19 protein-coding genes and 1 tRNA gene are annotated in these 24,073 nt (G+C 48.5%); 4 read left to right on the top strand and 16 right to left on the bottom strand.

Annotated features, from left to right (window positions below; all coding sequences use genetic code 11):
- Window positions 1-97: 97 nt before the first annotated feature.
- From carB to ACO0LI_RS25745, 3 genes are all read right to left on the bottom strand, one after another.
- Complete coding sequence (gene carB / locus ACO0LI_RS25755; protein ID WP_422950954.1) at window positions 98-3,316, bottom strand: carbamoyl-phosphate synthase large subunit; 3,219 nt, start codon at window positions 3,314-3,316, stop codon at window positions 98-100.
- A gap of 4 nt (window positions 3,317-3,320) precedes the next feature.
- Entirely contained in the window at window positions 3,321-4,475 is a 1,155-nt protein-coding gene (gene carA, locus ACO0LI_RS25750; RefSeq protein WP_423036234.1) for a glutamine-hydrolyzing carbamoyl-phosphate synthase small subunit, read from the bottom strand.
- A gap of 368 nt (window positions 4,476-4,843) precedes the next feature.
- Complete coding sequence (locus ACO0LI_RS25745) at window positions 4,844-5,248, bottom strand: GlcG/HbpS family heme-binding protein (RefSeq protein ID WP_423036228.1); 405 nt, start codon at window positions 5,246-5,248, stop codon at window positions 4,844-4,846.
- Window positions 5,249-5,648: 400 nt separating this feature from the next.
- Between ACO0LI_RS25745 and ACO0LI_RS25740 the strand changes: the two genes are divergently transcribed.
- Window positions 5,649-6,146, top strand: a complete 498-nt coding sequence (locus ACO0LI_RS25740) for a C40 family peptidase (protein WP_423036226.1) — start codon at window positions 5,649-5,651, stop codon at window positions 6,144-6,146.
- Between the two features lie 134 nt (window positions 6,147-6,280).
- Here the strand turns inward: ACO0LI_RS25740 and ACO0LI_RS25735 are convergent, their stop codons facing one another.
- Entirely contained in the window at window positions 6,281-7,162 is an 882-nt protein-coding gene (locus tag ACO0LI_RS25735; RefSeq protein WP_423036232.1) for a patatin-like phospholipase family protein, read from the bottom strand.
- Window positions 7,163-7,607: 445 nt separating this feature from the next.
- On the opposite strand from ACO0LI_RS25735, the gene ACO0LI_RS25730 reads away from it, so the two are divergent.
- Both ACO0LI_RS25730 and ACO0LI_RS25725 read left to right on the top strand, forming a co-directional pair.
- The gene (locus ACO0LI_RS25730) at window positions 7,608-9,731 is read left to right on the top strand and encodes a bifunctional 2',3'-cyclic-nucleotide 2'-phosphodiesterase/3'-nucleotidase (RefSeq protein ID WP_423036224.1); all 2,124 of its coding nucleotides are present in this window, start codon (window positions 7,608-7,610) and stop codon (window positions 9,729-9,731) included.
- A gap of 84 nt (window positions 9,732-9,815) precedes the next feature.
- Entirely contained in the window at window positions 9,816-10,550 is a 735-nt protein-coding gene (locus ACO0LI_RS25725; RefSeq protein WP_423036222.1) for a tetratricopeptide repeat protein, read from the top strand.
- Here ACO0LI_RS25725 and ACO0LI_RS25720 read toward each other — a convergent pair.
- From ACO0LI_RS25720 to ACO0LI_RS25675, 10 genes are all read right to left on the bottom strand, one after another.
- On the bottom strand, window positions 10,544-11,833 hold the full coding sequence (locus ACO0LI_RS25720; protein ID WP_422950949.1) for an NRAMP family divalent metal transporter: 1,290 nt from the start codon (window positions 11,831-11,833) through the stop codon (window positions 10,544-10,546). The two genes, ACO0LI_RS25725 and ACO0LI_RS25720, sit on opposite strands and share 7 nt — an antisense overlap.
- A 52-nt stretch (window positions 11,834-11,885) precedes the next feature.
- Window positions 11,886-12,710 (bottom strand): response regulator, encoded by an 825-nt coding sequence (locus ACO0LI_RS25715; RefSeq protein WP_422950948.1) that lies wholly within the window; start codon window positions 12,708-12,710, stop codon window positions 11,886-11,888.
- 32 nt (window positions 12,711-12,742) lie between these two features.
- Window positions 12,743-15,481: a PAS domain S-box protein gene (locus tag ACO0LI_RS25710; protein ID WP_422950947.1), complete on the bottom strand. Its 2,739-nt coding sequence runs from the start codon at window positions 15,479-15,481 to the stop codon at window positions 12,743-12,745.
- Between the two features lie 52 nt (window positions 15,482-15,533).
- The gene (locus ACO0LI_RS25705; protein WP_422950946.1) at window positions 15,534-16,340 is read right to left on the bottom strand and encodes a Crp/Fnr family transcriptional regulator; all 807 of its coding nucleotides are present in this window, start codon (window positions 16,338-16,340) and stop codon (window positions 15,534-15,536) included.
- A gap of 362 nt (window positions 16,341-16,702) precedes the next feature.
- The gene (locus tag ACO0LI_RS25700; RefSeq protein ID WP_422950945.1) at window positions 16,703-17,509 is read right to left on the bottom strand and encodes a Crp/Fnr family transcriptional regulator; all 807 of its coding nucleotides are present in this window, start codon (window positions 17,507-17,509) and stop codon (window positions 16,703-16,705) included.
- Window positions 17,510-17,731: 222 nt separating this feature from the next.
- On the bottom strand, window positions 17,732-18,451 hold the full coding sequence (locus ACO0LI_RS25695; RefSeq protein ID WP_422950944.1) for a Crp/Fnr family transcriptional regulator: 720 nt from the start codon (window positions 18,449-18,451) through the stop codon (window positions 17,732-17,734).
- A gap of 312 nt (window positions 18,452-18,763) precedes the next feature.
- Window positions 18,764-18,839: transfer RNA gene (locus tag ACO0LI_RS25690), tRNA-His, on the bottom strand.
- A gap of 167 nt (window positions 18,840-19,006) precedes the next feature.
- On the bottom strand, window positions 19,007-19,549 hold the full coding sequence (locus tag ACO0LI_RS25685) for a hypothetical protein (protein WP_423036220.1): 543 nt from the start codon (window positions 19,547-19,549) through the stop codon (window positions 19,007-19,009).
- A 236-nt stretch (window positions 19,550-19,785) separates the two neighbouring features.
- Window positions 19,786-20,829, bottom strand: a complete 1,044-nt coding sequence (gene dusA, locus ACO0LI_RS25680; RefSeq protein WP_422953229.1) for a tRNA dihydrouridine(20/20a) synthase DusA — start codon at window positions 20,827-20,829, stop codon at window positions 19,786-19,788.
- 325 nt (window positions 20,830-21,154) lie between these two features.
- A complete protein-coding gene (locus tag ACO0LI_RS25675) occupies window positions 21,155-22,606 on the bottom strand; it encodes a PIN-like domain-containing protein (RefSeq protein ID WP_423036218.1) in 1,452 nt (483 codons plus the stop codon).
- 281 nt (window positions 22,607-22,887) lie between these two features.
- Between ACO0LI_RS25675 and ACO0LI_RS25670 the strand changes: the two genes are divergently transcribed.
- Window positions 22,888-23,076, top strand: a complete 189-nt coding sequence (locus ACO0LI_RS25670; protein ID WP_423036216.1) for a hypothetical protein — start codon at window positions 22,888-22,890, stop codon at window positions 23,074-23,076.
- 166 nt (window positions 23,077-23,242) lie between these two features.
- Here the strand turns inward: ACO0LI_RS25670 and ACO0LI_RS25665 are convergent, their stop codons facing one another.
- Both ACO0LI_RS25665 and ACO0LI_RS25660 read right to left on the bottom strand, forming a co-directional pair.
- Window positions 23,243-23,632 carry a cupin domain-containing protein gene (locus ACO0LI_RS25665; protein WP_423036214.1) on the bottom strand — a complete coding sequence of 130 codons (390 nt, stop codon included), beginning with the start codon at window positions 23,630-23,632 and terminating at the stop codon, window positions 23,243-23,245.
- Between the two features lie 94 nt (window positions 23,633-23,726).
- On the bottom strand, window positions 23,727-24,053 hold the full coding sequence (locus tag ACO0LI_RS25660; RefSeq protein ID WP_423036212.1) for a DUF1294 domain-containing protein: 327 nt from the start codon (window positions 24,051-24,053) through the stop codon (window positions 23,727-23,729).
- Between the last annotated feature and the right edge of the window lie 20 nt (window positions 24,054-24,073).

Below are 24,073 nucleotides of genomic sequence, written 5' to 3'. Positions count from 1 at the left end.
TCAGACACCAGCATTACCGATGCCTTTTGTGACCTCTGTATCGAAGTTCAAGCTTCCCTGGGCTTGCAATCAGTACTCAGGGACACTGTTATTTCTATCAGTTTAAGGTTTTATGCAGACCTTGTAAATCATAAACGTGCAATTCATTGAGATGACGCATGCCTTCTACCGCAGCCTCAGCACCGGCGATGGTAGTGAACGTTGTTGCGCGGGCAATCAATGCAGAGGTACGGATAGCGCGTGAATCAGTAATGGCGTTACGCTTTTCTTCTACTGTATTGATGACCATGGCAATATCATTGTTCTTGATCATATCAACAACGTGTGGCCTGCCTTCGACAACCTTGTTCACGATAGAAACCGGTATGCCTTCAGCCGCAATCGCCGTTGCCGTACCACGTGTAGCAACGATGGAGAAGCCCATCTCCACCAGATCACGTGCCACTTTGACGCCACGTGGTTTATCGCTGTTCTTGATACTCAGGAATACCTTGCCAGACGTTGGCAATTTCACGCCAGCACCCAGTTGCGACTTCACGAAAGCTTCACCAAAGGTTTTCCCCACACCCATGACTTCACCAGTCGATTTCATCTCAGGGCCGAGGATGGTATCGACACCAGGGAACTTCACAAACGGGAATACCGCTTCCTTGACGCTGAAGTAAGGCGGCACAACCTCCGCGCCTATACCCTGTGAATCAAGAGACTGACCAACCATGCAACGGGCAGCAATCTTCGCCAATTGCAAGCCAGTGGCCTTGGATACATAAGGGACGGTACGCGATGCACGTGGGTTCACTTCCAGTACGAATACTACGTCCTTGCCATCTTGCTGCTGAATCGCAAACTGTACGTTCATCAGGCCAACAACATTCAAACCTTTTGCCATCAGCGCAGTCTGGCGCTTGAGTTCAGCAATGGTTTCTTGCGACAGGGAATATGGCGGCAAGGAACATGCAGAGTCACCAGAGTGTACGCCAGCCTGCTCGATATGCTCCATGACGCCACCGATGAAGGTGCGCTCGCCATCAGACAGGCAATCAACATCGACTTCAATCGCATCATTCAGGAAGCGATCGAGCAAGACTGGAGAGTCATGCGACACCTTGACGGCTTCACGCATGTAACGCTCAAGATCACGCTGCTCATGCACGATTTCCATCGCACGGCCACCGAGTACATAGGATGGACGCACCACCAGCGGATAACCAATCTCTTGCGCCAGTGCCAGCGCATCAGTTTCAGTACGCGCAGTGCGGTTAGGCGGCTGACGCAAGCCCAGGTCTTGCAGCATTTTCTGGAAGCGTTCGCGATCTTCAGCAGCATCAATCATGTCTGGTGAAGTACCAACGATAGGCACGCCATTGGCTTCCAGATCCAGTGCCAGTTTCAAAGGTGTCTGACCACCGTATTGCACGATCACGCCAACTGGTTTTTCTTTATCAACGATTTCCAGTACGTCTTCCAGCGTCAGCGGTTCAAAGTACAGACGGTCGGATGTATCGTAGTCGGTAGAAACGGTTTCAGGATTGCAGTTGACCATGATGGTTTCATAGCCATCTTCGCGCATCGCAAATGCCGCATGTACGCAGCAATAATCAAATTCAATACCCTGGCCGATACGGTTAGGGCCACCGCCCAATACCATGATTTTTTTCTTGTCGGTCGGATTCGATTCGCATTCTTCTTCGTATGTCGAATACATGTAAGCTGTATTCGTCGCGAATTCGCCAGCACAAGTATCCACGCGTTTGTAGACTGGGCGCACGTTCAAAGCCTTACGCTTTTCACGGATCGCTGTATCAGTGGTTTTCAACAATTTTGCCAGGCGGCGATCAGAGAAACCTTTTTGCTTCAGTTGCAGCATGAGGGCTTTATCAACACTGTCGAGTGACTGTTCATCGAGCCACAATTCGATATCGACGATGTCCTTGATCTGCACCAGGAACCATGGGTCGATATGCGTCAGTTGATGGACTTCTTCCAGCGTAAAGCCTTGAGCGAAAGCATCGCCGACATACCAGATACGGTCAGGGCCAGGCTCACCAAGTTCTTTTTCCAGAGTCTCGCGGTCCTGGGTTTTTTCATTCATGCCATCGACACCAACTTCGAGGCCACGCAGGGCTTTTTGGAAAGACTCCTGGAAGGTGCGGCCTATCGCCATCACTTCACCAACAGATTTCATCTGCGTCGTCAGGCGGTTATCTGCCTGCGGGAATTTTTCAAATGCGAAACGCGGGATCTTGGTAACGACGTAATCAATCGAAGGCTCGAAAGAAGCAGGCGTAGCACCACCGGTAATTTCATTACGCAATTCATCAAGCGTGAAACCAACTGCCAACTTGGCAGCGATTTTCGCGATAGGGAAACCTGTTGCCTTGGATGCCAGCGCAGATGAACGCGATACACGCGGATTCATCTCAATGACGATCATGCGGCCGTCAGCAGGGTTGATGGAAAACTGTACGTTGGAACCACCGGTATCCACACCAATTTCACGCAACACTGCCAAAGAGGCATTACGCATGATCTGGTATTCTTTGTCAGTCAGTGTCTGTGCTGGTGCAACCGTGATGGAGTCACCGGTATGCACGCCCATAGGGTCCAGGTTTTCGATGGAGCAGACGATGATGCAGTTGTCGGCCTTATCGCGCACGACTTCCATCTCATATTCTTTCCAGCCTATCAGCGATTCTTCGATCAATAATTCATTGGTAGGCGATGCCTCCAGACCGCGTTTGCAAATCGTTTCGAATTCTTCCGGGTTGTAGGCAATACCACCGCCAGTACCACCCATGGTAAATGACGGACGGATGATGACCGGGAAGCCGACATCCTTTTGCACGACCCATGCTTCATCCATATTATGGGCAACGCCGGAACGTGCAGAACCCAGACCGATCTTGGTCATGGCGTTCTTGAATTTCAGGCGGTCTTCAGCCTTATCGATGGCTTCTGGTGAAGCTCCGATCAGTTCGCAATTGTATTTGGTCAATACGCCATGGCGATGCAGGTCAAGTGCGCAATTCAGCGCAGTCTGGCCACCCATGGTCGGCAAAATCGCATCCGGTTTTTCTTTATCGATGATGCGTTCAACAACTTGCCAAGTGATAGGCTCGATGTAAGTTACATCGGCCATTTCCGGATCAGTCATGATGGTTGCCGGATTGCTGTTGACCAGAATCACGCGGTAACCTTCTTCACGCAAAGCCTTGCAAGCCTGTGCGCCGGAATAATCGAATTCGCAAGCCTGGCCGATGATGATGGGGCCAGCGCCGATAATTAAAATACTTTTTATGTCGTTACGTTTTGGCATTCTCTTATTCTCCTGTCTTTGCCTTGGCCATCATCGCGGTGAAGCGATCAAACAGGTAGGCAATATCATGCGGACCTGGTGAGGCTTCAGGGTGACCCTGGAAGCAGAAAGCTGGTTTATCAGTACGGGCAAAGCCTTGCAGCGAGCCATCAAACAAAGACACGTGGGTGACACGGCAGTTGGCGGGCAAAGTTGCCGCATCCACTGCGAAACCGTGGTTTTGGGATGTGATCAATACCTGCTTGGTATCCAGATCTTGCACTGGATGATTGGCACCGTGGTGACCAAATTTCATCTTCAATGTTTTTGCACCGGATGCCAGCGCCATGATTTGATGTCCAAGGCAGATACCAAAGGTAGGAACGCCCTTCTCTATCAACTCTTTAGCAGCAGCAATCGCGTAATCGCAAGGCTCAGGGTCACCAGGACCATTCGACAAAAACACGCCATCCGGGTTCAGCGCCAGCACATCAGCAGCGCTGGATTGCGCAGGCAATACCGTCACCTTGCAGCCGCGCTCTGCCAGCATGCGCAGAATATTGCGCTTGACGCCAAAGTCGAAAGCAACAACATGGAATTTTGGATTTTGCAACTGACCATAACCCTGGCCCAGCACCCACTCAGCTTCTGTCCAGTCATAAGCCTGTTTCACAGACACAACCTTGGCCAAATCCATGCCAGACAGGCCAGGGAAAGACTTGGCCAGTGCGATGGCTTTTTCAGCATCAGCACCTACCAGGATAGCGCCGCCCTGCGCACCTTTTTCACGCAAAATACGTGTCAGCTTGCGGGTATCAATACCAGCAATAGCAACGATGTTTTGGGATTTGAGGTAATCAGAAAGGGTTTGTTCAGAGCGGAAATTCGATACCAGCAAAGGCAGGTCTTTAATAATCAAACCAGCTGCATGGATTTTGTCAGACTCTACGTCTTCGGCATTGACGCCGGTATTACCAATATGCGGATACGTCAGGGTAACTATTTGGGAACTATAACTGGGGTCAGTCAGAATTTCCTGGTAACCGGTCATTGAGGTATTGAAGACAACTTCACCTATGGTTTGACCGGCAGCGCCAATCGAATATCCAGTGAAAATGCTTCCATCGGCGAGGGCAAGTATAGCGATGTCCTGGCCGGAACGAAGAAGGGACTGCGGAATGGGCAGCAAGGGCAACTCCTGTATTGTTACCGCCGCTGCGACGCCCCAAGCTGTCGTTTCCCTGGCCGCGCAAGAATTGCCGCGTGGTCTGGAAAGATGATGGAGCGATGTGAATTTGGGTAGGCGCTACGGCGAGATTTCGGATTAGTTAAACCCTCGAATTATAGCGCGAAACGGCCCATCAGGCAAATACGAAATGCCTGACGGGCCGTGAAATTGCTTGCAAACTCAATATTGTACGAGCGTTCGCTAATTATTCAGCAATGAATTTCTGGAAATTATCTTGCGCGCAATCCCGTAAAAAAGAATGTGTTATTCAATTTGAATATTTTGAATCACAGTTGAATCGTATTTGAATCGCATTTAAACTAAACGCCCAGCGCAGCAATGCCCGCTTTGGCAATTTGCGCGTCTTCTGCCGACTTGACACCAGAAACACCAACTGCACCGACGCATTGACCATCAACAATAATAGGCACGCCGCCCTCAAGCATGCCTTCCAGAGGTGCGCTCAGGAAAGAGAAACGGCCATTATTGATAATATCTTCATAGATTTTTGATTCACGTTTGCCCAGCGCCGCAGTAGTCGCTTTTGCAGGGGCGATTTGCGCAGAAATTGGGGCAACACCATCCAGACGCTGCAACCACATCAAATGGCCACCATCATCCACAATAGCGATCACGACAGGCCAGTTATTGGCTTTGGCTTCTGCCTCGGCGGCGGCAGCAATTTTTTTGACATCATCCAATGTCATCACAGGTTTTGTTTGCATAAATACCTCTCCATTAAAGTCAGCGGATTGTACGCCAAGCAATTGCGCTTAGGTATACAAACAGTTTTTACCAATTTAGCGGACTCGCGATTAACAAGTTCGAACAAGTTTGAACGAGTTCGACTATTGAGTTTGATCAGGCAGCTCATTCGACCCGCTCATTTGGTTCACTCATTCAGCCCGCTTAACCATACCCAAAAATTAAAATTTATACAAAACCCCTGCCTACATTCATCAGAATTGTCTTTATTTCAATTGAATGGCTGAAACTTATTGTTACGCAGAAAGGTATCCCAAATAGTTTACATTTTTTCAGAGTTCGCTTACAGTTGAGCGGTTTTTCCAACCAGGTGCAAAGATGCTAATAACCGTTTCCAGACTTTCAAGGAAAGCCAAGTTAGTGCTTATCTTGACTATGCTGCTTGCCGCAGCGGCCAACCCAGCCTGGAGCGCAGACAATCCCTTCCCCGAATCATCGACCGCCTACACTAAACTACAGGAAATCAAGCAACGCGCATCTGACCTGACAGTCAAAGCCATGGATTTGATGGGCATACGTTACAAGCGCGGTGGCAACTCCCCGGAAAATGGTCTCGATTGCAGCGGTTTTGTCAGGTATGTATTCAAGGATGTGGTCGCCGCCAATTTGCCGCGCACCTCAGCAGAAATCAGTAAAGTAGGCGAACACGTAGAGCAAAAAGATTTACAGCCGGGTGATCTGGTTTTTTATAACACGCTCAAACGCGGTTTTTCTCATGTAGGTATTTATCTGGGTGACAACAAATTCATCCATTCCCCTTCAGCAGGCGGCCAGGTTAGAGTAGAAAGCATGGACATCGCTTACTGGAAAAAACGCTTCAATGGTGCCCGCCGCATCAATGATGATGACGCCAAATAAGTTATAAATAAGTTATAAATAAATTATTTAGCTCAAAGCCAACTTAAACCCGCACTTACTGCACGCTTCCCCATCCTCAAAAAACAAAGGCAGAGCAATAATGCCCTGCCTCAGATTACTACCCATCAGTAAGATCAGCGCTCCTGCATCGCTTTAATTTTTTGCTTAATCTCTGGCATCATCGCCATTGTCGCTTTTTCACCCGCCAGGATAGCCAGGTTGCGTCCATTAAAATCGTTACCCTTCATACCCGGCAATTCCGGGCGTATGACTATCTCGGCCTGCTTCAATTCAAACTGATTGATGCTCTGCCCCATGATGGCTACGGTTTGCAGTAACACATCGAGGGTCGCATTGGAAACCAGCGGCTCAGGCGGGGAAGAAATATTCACGGCAATGACCAGGTCAGCCCCCATTTCGCGGGCAAAACGCACCGGCACCGGCGATACCAGACCACCATCGACATACAGGCGATCATTGATTTTCACCGGTTGAAATACACCAGGCACAGCGGATGAAGCACGTACTGCCGCACCAGTATTACCGCGCTGGAAAAGCACCGCATGGCCAGTTGCCAGGTCGGTCGCCACAGCACCAAATGGCTTACGCAGTTTTTCTATCGGTGCTTGCACCACCAGACGGTTTACATAGGCTTGCAGGGCATCCCCCTTCAATACACCACTGGACTTGGAAAATAAAGGCAGTGACCAGTCAGAGATCGTCACTTCATCCATGTCCAGGGCCATTTTTTGCAGGGCAAAACCATTGTTCCCAGCCGCATACATGGCCCCAACCACACTGCCCGCACTGGTACCAACCACAAGATCAGGATTAATGCCTTGCGACTCCAGCGCCTTGATGACGCCTATATGGGCAAACCCACGTGCAGCACCACCGCCAAGCGCCAGGCCTATGCGTATGGGCTTGAGTGTCTTGGCCACAGGTATGACGGGCGTCACGGCAGGTGTCGCCTGTTGGGGTGAGGTATTGCAGGCAGACAAGCCAAATGCCAGCATGACTGGCAAGGCGAGGCGAACAAGAACAGAGTTTTTACCAGCAGCCAAAGCTGATGGACGGGAAAATATACGCGACATGTGATTTCTAAGTTCCAACGGTAAATAAGGTGCAAATTCCGGCGAGCGGGATTATTTTTGCAGGTGCGTGATTATATTTCTAAAAGAGCCATAGCACCGGGCATGCTGAAAAAAACTGCTGAACCAGGCAAACCATCATAGACAACTATAGATTTGATGAAGTCAATGCTAAGTCAATGCCAAATCAAATATCACAAAATCATGATACACACCATTCGTATACCTATATGTCATGCCATAGAAATAATTAGTATTGATAATCCCGCACTTGTCGCGTAATTACCGACCCAATTATCCGGAAAGTCCCGCAGCTTGCGGAGACGCCATTCGTTAAACATTTGATGTCTGAAGCTACTTGAAAGATTTTATGAAAAAAATTTCCTGGTTACCGCCACTCACCCCAATCGCGGCACTGGTAGCTATTGCTCTGGCAGGCTGCGGCAGCAGCAATCCTGCCACCACAACCAATGTGACACCTGCTGTCGATCCTAACAGCATCCCCGAGGGAACCATCGTCAAACTGGCCTTGCTGGAAACCACGGATATTCATCAAAACATACTCAGTTACGATTACTACGGCCTGAAAGCCGACACCAGCCTGGGCCTGGAAAGAACGGCAACGCTGATCAATGAAGCGCGTGCAGAAAATCCCAATAATATTTTGCTCGACGATGGCGATGTCATACAAGGAACTTTGCTAGGCGATTACCAGGCGCTGGCCGCCCCCGTCACCTGCAGCGGCACACTGGCCATCTATAAGGTCATGAATGCCTTGAAATATGATGGTGCAGGTTTGGGTAATCATGAATTCAATTATGGCCTGGGCTTTTTGAGCCAGATCACCAATACCGATTTTGGCTTGCCCGATGTCAGCAAAGCCGGCACTTGTGGCGCCCCCAACTTCCCGCTGGTTTTATCCAACGTTGTCGGTGCCACCAGCCAAAAACCTATCTTCAATCCGACATCCATCATCAACAAACAATTCACTGCTACCAAGCCAGATGGCAGCAGCATGAATGTCAAACTCAATGTTGGCATCATGGGCTTTGTGCCACCACAAATCATGGATTGGGATCAAAAATCCCTGGCGGGCAAAGTTGTCGTCAATGGCGTGCAAGAATCTGCCAACAAATATGTGCCTGAGCTGCGTGCAAAAGGTGCGGACCTGGTCGTTGCACTGTCCCATGGCGGGCTGGATGCATCGCCATATAGCCCAAAAATGGAAAACGGCAGCCTGCACCTGAGCACGACTGGTATCGATGCACTGATGCTGGGTCACGCCCATTTGATTTTCCCGGCACCAAAAGAAGTTGGCGCACCAGCGATAGATGCTTCGCTGGCTGCCCTGCCCGCTGCGATTGTCGATACCAAAAAAGGTTTGGTGAATGGCGTGCCAGCCGTCATGGCACAAAGCTGGGGACGCCGTCTGGGCATCATACAAATGACACTCAAATACCAGAGTGGCAAATGGGTAGTGCAAAAAGACCTGACGAATGTAGAAGCGCGCGGCTTCAAATATAAAGATGGCACCAATATCATTGATGCAGATGCTTCCATCGCATCCCTGGTTGATACTGAACACAAAGCTACGATTAACTACGCAACACAAGCACTGGGCACGACGACAGACTTTGAAATGTCCGCCTATTTTTCTCTGGTCGGCGATGTCTCTGCCATACAAATCGTCAATCAAGCTCAAATCGATTACGTAAAAAACTTCATCGCCACTTCAAATGATGCGACGATAGTCAGCTACAAATCCATCCCCGTCATTTCATGCAGCGCGCCATTCAAGGCAGGCCGCAATGGACCAACAGACTTTACTGACGTTGCTCCCGGCGCCAGCCCAGCATCACCATTTGGTTTGCAAGTACGCAACCCTGGTGATCTTTACCTGTATGGCAATAACAATCTGCAAGCCGTTAAAATCAAGGGCTCTGATCTGAAGAACTGGCTGGAAACTGCTGCAAAACAATTCGGCCAGATAGACCCTACCGTGACGACTGAGCAAGACCTGGTACCGTCTTATTCAACCATCTATAACTATGATGTGTTTTATGCAGACAATAATGCACTGATCTACCAGATCGATGTTACCCAGCCAGCAGGCAAGCGTATTGTCAACCTGACGTATGCTGGCAAGGCCATAGGCGACAATGATGACTTTATCGTTGCAACGAATGACTATCGCGCAGGTGGTGGTGGTAATTTCCCTGGCATTGATGGCAGCAAGACCATTATCAAATCGCCAGACGCCAATCAGGCTGTGGTGAGCAATTTTGTCAAAAAACAAGGCAAGATCACCAGCGCCGCCAATGGCACAGGCCAAAGCTGGAGTTTTGTCAAAGTAACGACCAAGGGACCAGTGATTTTGCGCTCTGCACCAGGCAAGATTTCGGTTGCACAAGCCCTGGGCCTGGGCCGTGTCAAATCTGAGGGCGCTTTGGATGCCAGCGGTTTTGCCAAATATGCGATAGATTTAAGCAAGTAAATACGCTGAAATTTAGCAAGAAAGTTTAGCAAGAAGAATAAGCACGCACTTTAGACTGAAGTGCGTGCCTACCATGATGACAATATGCTCCACAAATTAAGAATCAGTGCAGGCCTGTTATTGATATGCAGTCTCTGCGCCTGCGCACCGGTGCCAACCACGGCAGAAATAGAATCTGCCGGCATACAGGCTTTGCACGCACAACTGCCCTCCGCCATCGCTGCTCTGCAAAAATGGGCAAATGCTGGCAATGCAGTAGCCCAGCGCGAACTGGGGCTGGCGTATGCAATACATCCTGAGCAACAAGCCCAGGCTTTGCTGTGGCTGGAGCGTGCCGCAAAAAATCAGCATGGTGATGCTGAAGCGCAGTTCCAACTGGCAGAAGCCAATTACAAAGGCCGTTTGGGATTGACAAAAAATGAGTCGCAAGCCTGGAAATGGTATGAGCTTGCAGCCAACAATGCTTATGGCAAGGCCAGTTTCATGCTGGCACGCATGGCAAAATATGGTCAAGGCGTGCCGCAAGATCTTGCCTTATCTGTCAAATGGCTGGAAAAAGGGAGTGAGCAAGGCAATGCACAAGCCATGTTCTTGCTATCGAACGCCTATGCAGCCGGTGAAGGCGTTCAGCAGGATCAGGCATTAGCCAGAAAATGGCTGGAAGAATCTGCAGAGCTTGAATACCCAGTCGCAATCCAGGCCCTGGCCATGGAACTGGAAAGCGGCAGCAAGCATGTCGAAAAAGACCCGTTAAAAGCCAGGCACCTGATCAAGGAAGCCTCGGACGAACGCCTGATGCGCTGGAACCGCTATCAATAAAAAAACGTCGCCAGCATGGACACAACTGCAAGCGCCATCATGCCAGTGGCCAGCCAGCCTAATATCTTCAGCCTGCGGGTAATCACAAATTTACCCATGATGTCGGCCCTTGCCGCCATCAACATCATGACCACCATGATGGGAACAGAAATCACGCCATTGATGACTGCACTCCAGTACAAGGCCTTGATGGGGTCAATCGCAGTGAATCCAAGCGCGATGCCTATCAAAGTAGAAAGCGCGATGATGGCGTAGAACTGCCTGGCCTGCATGGGCTTATCTTCCAGGCTGTTTTTCCATTTGAATGCGCCAGCCATGGCATAGGCAGATGAACCTGCCAGCACAGGTATCGCCAGCAAACCCGTGCCTATGATACCCGCACTGAACAGCATGAAAGCCAGGTCGCCGGCGATGGGTCGCAAGGCCATTGCCGCCTGCGCAGAAGTCTGGATATCGGTCACCCCATGCAAATTCAGCGTAACAGCGGTAGTCAATATGATGAAAAAAGCCACCAGATTGGAAAATGCCATGCCTATGTAGGTATCAAGCTTGATACGCTTGAGATTGGCTGGCGCCTGTTCAGGCGCCTGAATCAGTGGACGTGCCTGATGATCAGCGCGCATATCTTCCACCTCTTGCGAGGCTTGCCAGAAAAACAGATAAGGGCTGATGGTGGTACCGAACAATGCCACTACCGTCGTAATGTATTCTTTTTTCCAGGACAGCTGTGGCATGACCGCACTCCTGGCGACTTCCAGCCAGGGCGTATGTACGACAAACACAGTGGCAACATACGCCAGCAAGGCCAATGTCAGCCATTTTAAAATGCGCACATAGCGCTGATAAGGAATAAACACCTGCAACAACAAGGACAATATACCGAAACCAATTGCATACAAATGCGCCTTGCCACCGGTCAGCAACTTCAAGGCCTCGCCCATGGCAGAAATATCAGCCGCAATATTGATGGTATTGGCGATCAGCAAAAGACCCACCACTGCATACAATAACCAGGCAGGATAATGGCGGCGTATATTGGTGGCAAGACCATGGCCACTGACCCGGCCTATGCGGGCACTGACTACCTGTATCCCCACCATCAAGGGATAGGTAAACAAAACCGTCCACAGCATATTAAAACCGAATTGCGCACCTGCTTGTGAATACGTAGCAATGCCACTGGGGTCATCATCAGCGGCTCCCGTAATCAGGCCAGGTCCCAGTTTTTTTAACAGGGATGGTTCCCTGGCGTCTGCTGGTGAACCTGAAATCGGTTTATTCATGGCGTGGTTCTTGAATGCGAGTGATTGCTTTTGATCTTATGGTCTTGTGGTCTTATGGACGCCTATGAGTGACATCCATACCGACGCCGCGGTATCCGGCAAAACGGCTGGCCGAATCAAAAAAAGGTTCACCACTAACTTGCAGATATTGTATTGTGCCATCCGGCTTGCTGCGCCGGTAAATGAAATCCAGAAATGGCCGGCGATTGGCAATATTGTCGTCGAGTTGTTCACGCTCATCGACATCCCAGCCTTCCATTCCCCCCTTGGGTGCATCACCCAGCATCTCTTCTGCCTGTATGCCCAGCATTTCAAATACAGGCCCGGATACACTGGTGAAATTGCCGAACTGATCCTGCTCCCAATACCAGTCAGATGAGAGTTGGGTAAAACTTTTAAAGCGTGCCTCACTGACGCGCAACTCTGCAGTGCGCTCCAGCACGGTTTGCTCCAGGTGCCTGTTGTAAGTATCCAGTTGCTGGTACAGCAAGCGCACTTCCAGCATATTATGTATGCGCGTTTGCACTTCCTGCAGGTCAAAAGGTTTACTGACAAAATCCTTCGCACCTGCCTGCAAGGCACGGATCTTATGCCCCGGCTGAGCGGTGATCACCAGTACTGGCAAATACGCATCAGCAGCGATGTTCTTCAACTCTTCCATGACTTCAAAACCATCCATGCCCGGCATTTGCAAATCCAGTAATATCAGGTCGTAGTTATGCTCCATATGTAAGGCACCAACGGTGCGTGCATCCATGGTGGTCGTGATCGCGGTGTAGCCTATGTTGCGCAACATTTGCTCCAACAACATCACATTAGCTTTTTGATCATCGACGATCAGGATGCTGGCCTTGAGAATTTCAACTGTTTCAAGCATTTCACTCTTTCAAAATCGTTCCCACCGCAATACTACATTTTTAACTCTGGTACTTTTTCTTTTGCCCTGGATTCGGTTTCGCTCTTCTTGCGATCCAGTCCATGCTCTTTGGCATAGTGCAAAGCCAGATCCAGCGCATCCATAAATTCATTGACCTTGATGGGCTTGGTCAGATAACGAAAAAAGCCCGCATCCAGGCCTTTTTCTATATCACGCGGCATGGCATTTGCAGACAAAGCCATGACAGGTATATGTGCCGTCAGCGGATCATTGGCTAAAATCTTGAGCGCGCCAAAGCCACTGAGGCCAGGCAGATTAATATCCATCAAAATCACATCTGGCTTGCATGCCTTTGCTGTTGCAATGCCTAGATGTGCATCCACAGCCGTCAACAATCTGAGATCGTTACGGCGAGCAATTAATTGCTCCACCAGTGCCAGGTTGGCTGGATTATCCTCCACATACAATAAGCTGGATTGCGATGAAGCCCGACCTGGCAATTGCCCAGCCGATTGATCACTCACAAAATCATCATGCCCATCATCATGCAAAGCCGGTGCGGCAGCCAGGGCAAGCTCTATCCAAAATACACTGCCAACTCCAACATTACTCTCGACACCAATCGCACCACCCATGAGTTCGACCAATTGCCTGGTGACTACCAAGCCAATGCCGGTGCCTTCTTCATTACCGGCATCCTGCCCCAGACGATTAAAAGGCTGAAACAACTGCCCTACCTGCTCAGGCGACAAGCCCTTGCCCACATCTTTGACGCTGATGCGTATGCGGTTATCGTCACGCACAATATACTCAACCGTCACCGAGCCTTCTTGCTGATTGTATTTAATCGCATTTGACAGCAAATTCACCATGACTTGCTTGAGCCTGGTACGGTCGGCCAGCACATACAGCGGAACATCAATGACTGGAAAGATCATGGTGATGCCACGGGTCTGCGCTTGCGGCTCTATCATGGACTGGCAATCCAGCAAGACATCGGCAAGCGGTATAGATTCTTTTGAAATACTGACCTTGCCTGACTCTATCATCGCCAGATCAAGGATTTCATTGATCAGGCGCAGCAGATACCAGCCAGCTTGCAATATCTGGTCTATCGACAATTTCTGGTTATCCGTCGGCGGGGGATTATCTGATGCCATCAATTGCGCGAAACCCAGCACTGCATTCAAAGGTGTACGCAATTCATGGCTCATGCTGGATAGGAATTCTGACTTCGCCAGATTCGCTTTTTCAGCAACCGCCTTGGCCAATTCCAGTTCGACATTATTATTCTGCAGTCTTTGCTCGAATAATTTATATTCAGTGACATCACGGGCAGATGCAAACACGCCCTGCAATCTGCGTTCACGGTCATATATCGTGCTGGCATTGTAGGAAATCTCAGTTTCCTTGCCGTCTTTTGCTATCGCTGTCAGTTCACAATTACTGACCTTGCCGGTTTGCAGCGCGCGCTTCATCGCCAGTTCTGCAGCAGCGGGCTCGGTAAAATAATTTTTGAATGGCGCACCGATCAATTCATCGCGCGTACATCCTGTGATCGCTTCCATCTGATGATTGACGTCGCTGATGACACCATTCAAATCAGTGGTGATCAAGGCATCAATATTGGCTTCAATTAAAGAGCGAGTATAAAATTGCTGATCACGCAAGCGCTGATCCAGCAATGCCTGCTCTGCTTCCACTTGTTTGCGGGCGGTGTTATCTGTGCCTATCAAGAGGCTGCCGATAACCACACCCTGCGCATCACGCAATGCAGTGACAGAAACGATAGCCTGCAGACGGCTGCCATCACGACGGATATAGGTCAGCTCATGAATATCCTCAAGACTACGCATGGCCTTAAAGATCAAGGCATCAAAACCTAAAGCAACCGGTGTATTGAATTCGGCACTGAGCGCCGCCGCCCTGGCAGCCAGTTCATCAGCATCAGAGATATCGGCAGGACTGATCAGGTTGACGACATCAGCCGCGTCATAGCCCAGCATGTGCTCGGCTCCGACATTAAAAATCTGGATAAGACCTTGAGCATCTGTCGCAATGATGGAAAAGTTCGGACTATTAAAGATGGCGTCCTGCAATGCTCCCATCTTGAGTAACACTTCACGTACCTTGAGTGAGGTTTGCTCACCTTCCAGACGCCCGAGTGTGGCGCGACGAATCTGCAAAGCCCAGAGCAATAAAAACACCAGCAAGAAACCAACGCTACCGACCACAAGTTTGATGCGAAATGCGGCCTTTAATTTACGCTCATCAAGCAAGACCTGCTCATCAACGACCGCTTCAGTCAGAATATTCTGGATTTTGGAAGATGCCAGCAAACCCGCATGAAACAAAGCTTTGGCGGCAGGAAAGCCATGCGTATCAAATTGTTTTTGGCTTTCTTGCATGATCGTCACTCGCTCTGCAATAGCCTCTTGCAACTGCTTTATGCGAGCCTGCTGCTGAACATTGTCGAGTGTCAGCCCCTGCAAATGTTGAATGACTAGCGCAATGTCATCAAACCGACTATTGCGCTGTTTGATGAAAGCGTCTTCTTTTGTCAGGAAATAAGCTTTTTGCCCATTCTCCGCCTCAGACAGTCTGACACTCAGTTCACTGAGATCATCTATTACCTTGCGTGTATGGTCTATGGATTTGACTGCATCAAATGGAACGGCAATATTCCAGGCAATCCCACCTATCATCAACAAGGCCAGCAAGGTAATGCCAAAGCCGATTAAGGTAAGACGCTCTACCGAGATTGCCTTCATATATTTTTATTCACAGCAATCCTTCAATAAATTTCGAAATTCACGACAGCATTTACAAACCGATATTGCCTGGCATGCCGCCTTGCATATAGCCAATTTTTCTGACACCCGTAGCCGGAGCAACGGGCACAGACGTGCCCTGACGCTGCAAGACATCTGACAACAAGCGGGCAAACTCTTTCTTGACCACGCCATAGCATTCACACACGTGGTCTTCCAGCCCTGCCCTGTTTACCACCGTAATATGCCCGCGACGATAGCTGATAAAACCATGGTTTTGCAATCTGCCAGCCGCTTCCGTTACCCCTTCGCGCCGCACACCCAGCATATTGGCAATCAACTCTTGAGTGATGGTCAGGTCATTGCCCTTCATGCGATCCATAGTTAATAGAAGCCAGCGACATAGCTGTTGCTCAACTGAATGGTGGCGATTACATACCGCCGTTTGGGACATTTGCGTAATCAATGCCTGGGTGTAGCGCAGTAATAAGCGCAAGACTGGGCCGGCGCGGTTAAATTCTTCCAACAAGATATGCGCTCTCAAGCGATATCCTTGCCCACCAGTCTGCACAATTGCGCGGCTAGGTGTGGTGTCACCACCCATAAATAGCGAAATACCGACCAGGCCTTCATTGCCGACACCGGCAATTTCTGATGAACCACCGTTTTCCAGCAAATAATGCAGTGAAACAATTGCCGTCACGGGGAAATACACGTACTGTAATTTGCCACCCGACTCATACAAAACATCACCCAGCAACATAGACACCAATTCCAGATGCGGTGCCAGTCGATCAAACTCTGTATCCAGTAATGCCGCTAGCAAATGGTTTTGATTCGGGTCTATCTGACTGTCCATATCGAATTCCTGCCTATTTTAGAATGAAGGACAAGGCACAAAATCTACCCAGAAAAATCTGTTTAGCATGCCCGCGCCCGACTCTATGGCATTTATGCTTATAGTGTCTGTTCGATATCACACATATAGAAAAAATAATGCGAAAAAAACTCAGTGGCTCTCGCCTGCTCAGTTTATTTCGCATGCATAACCAGTCAGAATCCCGACTCTGCATTAGAAGCTGCAATATGCCAGCTTCGAGAAAATAGTTACGTACGTTAGCGCACATACAGTCGCAAAAACAGATCTTAATTTTCTCGACATTGCTCCTTAGGTTTAATTGAGAAAGCATTGACGGCAAAACACTTGCATCAATTTTGAATTTAATTATCTTTTCGTCCCTGGCCTTGCCCGGCAACAGGACGAAGTACGGCTGCCCGCCGGTCTGACTCCCCCAATATATGCAAGGGATCACCACGAGGAATGTCAGCAAGCAGGCGATCGAACTCCAGTTTAACGACGGCATAACATTCACAGACTACCTTCTCCAGTCCGGGGCGATCGATTACATCAATACGCCCGCGACTGTACCGTATCAAACCCAGCCTTTGTATATTGCCCGCTGCAGACGTCACACCTTCACGCCTGACCCCAAGCATATTGGCAATCAATTCCTGCGTCATGGAAACAGAATCTGAAGGCAAGCGATCCAGACTCAGCAACAGCCACCGGCACAGTTGCTGCTCTATGGAATGATGGCGATTGCAAACAGCGGTTTGCGTCATTTGCGTTATCAGCGCCTGGGTATATCGCAACAAGAGACGCAAAAATGGGCCGGCGCGATTAAATTCATCCTTTAAATACCGCGCTTTGAGACGATAACCATAACCAGCACATTGCACCACAGCACGACTGGGCGTGGTTTCACCACCCATAAAGAGAGAAATACCAAGTATTCCCTCATTCCCAACAATGGCTATTTCAGCAGAAGCGCCACTTTCAAGCACATACAGCAGGGAAACGATAGAGGTGGTTGGAAAATACACGTAATCCAAGGTGCCGCCTGCTTCATACAGAGCCTGCGCCAACGGCATTTCCACCAATTCCAGATGCAGGAAAAGGCGATCAAACTCTGCTTGCGGCAAAGCGGCGAGCAGGTGATTTTGCAGAGGGTTATGCGGAATGATCATGGGTAGGGCTCTGAACAGCCAACTCAATTGCGAGTGACAGGGATTGTATAGACTGGATTATCTATCCACAGAGTAGCAGGTATGAGACTGACGTATGTGCGGCATCGCGCATATACGTTCGATTTATATCAACTTATTGATCAAACAAGAGGGCAGGTTTGCTTTGACAGTGAATATGCTGGTCAGCAACAATGTATTTGCAACTGGAGCAGACCAAACTCATTATTGAAAAGGGATGGAAGTAAGCAGCCGCATATATTCTTTTTGCACGACGAAATAACATTCACAAACCACTTTTTCCAGTCCCGGCCTGTCCAGCACGGTAATGGCACCACGGCTATAGAAAATCAAGCCGGCGCGCTGTAAATTACCTGCCGCCTCTGTTACTCGCTCACGACGCACACCGAGAGCATTGGCAATTCTTTGCTGGGTAATATTCACCGACTCTGAAGGTAGCCTGTCCAGGCTCAACAATAACCAGCGGCACAATTGTTGCTCTACCGTATGATGAAGATTACAAATGGCGGTCTGCGTCATTTGCGTGATCAGCGCTTGGGTATAACGCAATAACACCCTCAGCAAAGGGCCAGCGCGATCAAACACTTGTTTCAGCAATTGCCCCTGGAGTCGATAGGCAAACCCTGCACTTTGAACGACTGCACGGTTAGGCGTAGTATCGCCACCCATAAACAGAGAGATGCCGACCACGCCTTCATGGCCGACTGCGGCAATCTCGGCAGACACGCCATCTTCCAGCACGTACAGCAATGAAACAATGGCAGAGGTAGGAAAATACACAAACTGTTGACGCACACCAGATTCATACAAGACATCACCAACCGCCATGATGACCAGCTCAAGACCGTCAGACAATGATGCAAACTCTGCTGCAGGCAAGGCCGCAAGCAGATGATTGTGCAAAGGACTGGGGGATGTGTGCATTAACGTTTTTGGCCTCAAAACTCCACCAGGGATTTTGTCACACAGACAAACACGGCTAGCGGAGCGCAAGCCTATCATGTCATGCAAAAATTTTATGCGCGCTTGCGCACACATACCATCAGTAATAAGTGATTTAGCGAAATATTATCTAAATCATCGCTAGAAACCTGATATCCATCAAAATATGCACGGAACATTTTCAGTATCGAGGCCAGGCGAACGCTGACATTTGAATAGAAACCGGGAAAACAAAAAAGCCCGGTAATGAACCGGGCTTTTTGAAGCTAAGCTTTGATTTGCTTCGCGAAATTTTGGGGTGACCGATGGGGTTCGAACCCACGACAACAGGAATCACAATCCTGGACTCTACCAACTGAGCTACGGCCACCACTGTATCGAGCACAAATATTGCAGTGCAAGAGAGCTACGCATTATACGAGGAATTTGGCTTGCTGGCAATAGCATTCTTGGTAATCAGGCTCATTGCCACTTAAGCCATCAACCTCACAAATCCTCGCGAAACCATGTTACGCCCTGCCGCATGCGATAGATTGATCAGAATTTACCACCACCACCCGCGCCCTCACGCTGGCGCCCCATACCGCCTTTGCGCTGTGGAGCCTCGCCGCTATCCGGGCGCTTGGCTTTAGGCGCATCTGCGGTGGTACCGGTGGTACGCAAGGATGCATTGATAAACAATTGCAAGGCCTGGCGTTGCTTGTCATCCAGCGCATCATTGAGCGTCAACACCAGTTCACGCATTTGCTTGTTTTCTTGCAAGCTAGTTTGCTCTTCCTGCTCTATCTGCGGGTTCAGCTCACGCAATTCGATATTATTTTGCTCCAGACGCAACTCCAGCTCGGATTGCAGACGGTTCCGGCGGACATCGCGCTGATGCTGCATGGACTTCAGCTTGTTTTCCGTCTGCTGCCATAGCAATTGCTGATTGGCATTCAGGTTTAATTCTTTCTTCAACTCTCCTGCTTTGGCGAGCAAACTATCCAGGCGAACTTCCATGACTGGCGTTGCGTGTGCGAGGGAGGTAAACAGGGTGAAACAAGCGGATAAAGCTATCTTGCGTAAGTTGATAGTGTGCATATCATTCCTGCCAATAAAAGTAGCGGGCATAAAAAAGCCCACGCAAATAAATGCGTAGGCGAAATCTCACTGAGGTAGTGAGTTGAAGGAGCGTGCAATGAAACATAATCAATATATTCCGACAAGAACCCAACTCCACCATGTATTACAAATTCTTACGAATACTCGCGTTTCATTTACAAATTAGCTCATGTATCAGACTTGAATTTGGCACTCTCAAGCACATTCAACCATGATCATGCAGCAGAGGCTTGGACTTCTTGGCCGCGGTCGAAGGTAGTTACACTTTTCATGGCTAACGCAGCCTCCAGCAGCAACTCTGGTTGACCAGATGCAAGCCTTTTACTGTCTGACAGTATCTGGCGGAAAACACGTGCACCGACCAGACCCATCATAAGCCCCAGCATGTGCCGGATAACCGTATTCAGGCGCAGGCCTTTGCCGCCATTGCCATACAATTCCAGTTGCTGATAGATGTAGGGAATCATGTGCTGCAGAATTTCTTCCCTGCTTTTCACCGGAGTAGCGTCGCCATAATAGCGCTCGTCAAAACTCGCCATGAAGTAAGGGTTATGATAAGCCTCGCGACCTATCATGACACCATCAACATGCTGCAAATGCAAGTCCATGTCTTGCAGGGTCTTAATGCCACCGTTGAGAATGATTTCCAGATCAGGAAATTCTTTTTTCAGGCAATAGGCATAGTCATATTTAAGCGGCGGGATTTCACGGTTTTCTCTTGGCGAGAGGCCTTTGAGTATCGCATTGCGGGCATGGACAATAAAGGTCTTGCAACCCGCATCAGCAACGGTGCCCACAAAGTCACGCATGAACTCATACGAATCGACTTCATTGATGCCTATACGGTGCTTGACCGTGACATCAATCGAGACCACGTCTTTCATCGCCTTGACGCTATCAGCAACCAGTTGCGGCTCTGCCATCAGGCAGGCACCAAATGCGCCTTTTTGCACACGTTCAGACGGGCAACCGCAATTAAGGTTGATTTCATCATAGCCCCACTGCTCACCCAGCTTGGCAGCATGCGCCAGATCAGCCAACTCACTGCCGCCTAGTTGCAGGGCAACGGGGTGTTCGCCAGGATTAAACTCAAGATGACGTTGGACATCACCATGCAAGAGTGAACCGGTTGTCACCATTTCGGTATAGAGCCAGGAGTTGCGGGTGATATGGCGGTGAAACTGGCGGCAGTGTCTGTCAGTCCAGTCCAACATGGGGGCCACAGAAACGCGGCGCGGGGGTAGTGCTTTTGTATTCACAATAAAACAAGACGGCAATTTACAATGCCGTATTGTACCTTGTCATTGGAAAATCGCCTTTGAAAGGCGCATGTGTGGGAAAACCGACTACAACAGGAATCTCAATCCCATCGTTAATTAGCTGGAAAACTTCGAAAATACTAAACTTTCACCTTCAGAGTGTCCATCGAATGGCATCTAAGGCAATACGTCAATGCTTGTTCTTAGAGTATCGGTTGGAAATTTTTTTACTATTATTCCATATCGAACAGGTCATCAAGTCGTGTTAAAAGGGTATATTTCCCCCTAATTTATAGCCGATTTAATCATTTCAATTGCATATGGGTTATACGCTCAGGACTTCCACGTAACCAATTTGTGTCGGTACAATAAATCTAATTTTGCTAAAACCCGCAAAATCCCGAGCCTCGACGACTGCTGCTTGTGCTTCTCCTTGGTTAAGCAACCCGCCAAAAAATATAAATGACAACTTTTTGATCGGTAATGGACGTGAAATTACGATCAGTTCTCGTTGGTTGTTAGGCATAACAGATTTGAAATGATCGATAAACCCGTGATTTATTTGAGCAATCAATTCGTCACTGTTAACAGTGTCAGTAATGCATATCTGGTAACTACAGCCGTCAAGATAATTAGTTTGATACACAATAAAGTGTGTGTCTGACATCTTGGCAATATTGCAGGACTGATTGTGAAGCCTGCGCAACCAATCGATAAGCGCCTCCTGGTTATAGAGCGATATTTGATCATTGATTAACGTCGAAGTGGGATACCAATTCGACGAGGAAAAAGGTGTCCAGTCTACTGGCATAGAATTCAATGCATTGGCCGCCGCCTCCAAAGTTTCCTTTTCAGCAACTTGCTTTACTTGTGCCAAAGTTTCTTCAGAGATGGCAAACCCACTCAGGTACTCTCCAGCATATTTTAGGAAATCGTCGCCGGAATACATCCAAAATTTTTCTGCGTTTGTGTTTTCCAGAAATTCAGAAACTAATTTTGGGTTAGGACCTAACGTTTTCTTTGTTTGTTTTTTGTCAAAAATCCACCACCAATCTGACTTTGCGTCTGAAGTAACAAACACAACTTGTTTGATATCTGATTTCTTTACATAGTCCATTGTTTGGCGCCAGATTACAAGGTCGCCGTACTTGTCCGGGAATGATAGGTCGGGCCTTATTTTAAACTCACCAGCTTTTGCCTTGTCTCCAAATCCTGGTGGGATATTCGCGTCGTATCGTGATTCACCATCTGCATATAAAGTATTAAGATCTTCTTGATTAGCGGGAATTCTCCCCGTCTTTCCTTGAAATAAATCGGCGATCTGATCACCAATAGCGTCGTCCATGCTCAAATTTGGCAATTTCTGACACGCAATTTTGACAGCGTGTTCAAGGTCTTTTATGGCAGTTTCTGCAGCTTCAAGTTTACTATTTATATCTGAAATTCCAGTACTGCGCCTTTCAAAATCTATTTTCTTAAAATCAGATCTCAATTCGCTCGGAAGACTCTTTAGTCTTGCAGAAAGAGTGTTTACTGATGCATTTGAATCAACAATTACTTCAAACCGATTTTGATGAAATTCAAACGCAACATGGTACGGAATCCAAATTCTACTTCCCAATTTCGAAAGCGCGGACAACAGTGAATTCCTCGCCTCGTCTGGATACCTATATAGGTGAAGCAATACATTGGTATCAAAAATAAAAGTAGCGTTTTCCCACAAGTTTTTAAAATCAGATTTGTTAGGCAAATAATGCCCAGGGAAAAGATCTCGCATAAATATCTCCTATCTATCATCTCTGACTTAGAATATAACAAAAGAGACCCTAATTGATCATTTATCAATGATCAATTGACCTGAATTTTCAATGCTGTGAAATATTTTTTGAAATTGAATATGTACACACATTACGCGCCAACCAGACTCGAAAAACTTGAACACCTCAAAGCCACTGGTCGCCACCTTGAAGACTGGCATCGGAAGACCTGGCCAGACTACAAAGCGCCAATAATTCGATACTCGTCTATGGAACAGGTAAAGAAAGGACAAGTGCCAAAATGGAAGAGTTTAAAATCACGGAGCACCCGAAATATTTCTCGCTACAAAGCGTGCGACCAGCGGCAATCACAACAAAATTGAGCAAGCGTGCTGCTGATGCATATGACTTTGCAGCCCATGTAAACCCATCCACAACACATAAGCACTACGATCACCGTACGGCGAAAAAAGCCAAGGCGACAGAATAGCCATTGGAAAAATTAAAATTCCGTTGGAAATAAAGAAAAAAGGCTTACGCACATTAAACGTAAGCCTTTGATCTTCAATGAAATTCTTGGGTGACCGATGGTGTTCGAAACCACGACAACAGGAAACACAATCCTGGACTCTACAAATGCCCTTCACAACTCACAATTAACCCTTGATCACAGGCTTATGCTGCGTACCTTCGCCTCGTGTCATGAACAACATACGGCTTTCTGCAAACACCTTAGCCGTATGCCAGCGCCCCTTGGGCACCAATACTGCCTCACCTGCTTTCATGTGTATATGTTCAACGGTATCTTCCAGCTCAATAAGAAAATCAGCGCGGCCAGATAGCAAATACACGAATTCATCTGCCTGCGGATGCATCTCCCAGCTGGGCCAATCTGATTCGCATGTGAATTCACTGATCAGCCAGTGTTTGCCGTAAGCCTCGATTTCTGCTTCGGGCAAACTCCAGAATGCGGGACCTTGCTCCAGCACAGTCGCCAGGCCGTCAGCCGCCAGCGCCACATAGGTTTTTTGAGCTTCTATTTTCATGCCTGATCTCCCTGGGAATACGGATCATCTGCAAAAGACTGCCTGAAAAGACTGCCTGTATGGATTAAAACCTCATATTACCAATATGACAACACTAACTCAATAAGTTCAATGACCAACAGATAAGCATGGCAAGTGCCAGGCAATTTACGATGACTGTGGCATTAAATGCGATCCGGAAAGAAGTTTTGATGGTCTTGTGACGAAACCACCTTTGCGCCAGCATGGCACCCGGCCAGCCACAGGCCAGGCCACACAGTAATAAAGTGCGTTCAGAAATTCTTGAATCAAGCCTTCTGGCTGCTGCCTTATCCAGGGCATACATGATGAGTGTTACGACGCTCATACAAACATAGATGACGACTATGCCCAGCATTTGCAGTTGCTGATCGGTGCGTACCAGCGAAAATGCTTCTGTCATTTGATCAAAAAAGTCCACGC

It is taken from the genome of Undibacterium sp. Tian12W (assembly GCF_049339405.1).
Classification (GTDB): domain Bacteria; phylum Pseudomonadota; class Gammaproteobacteria; order Burkholderiales; family Burkholderiaceae_D; genus Undibacterium.
Note: the sequence above shows the minus strand (reverse complement) of the source record. Positions and strands in the feature narration are given on the sequence as shown.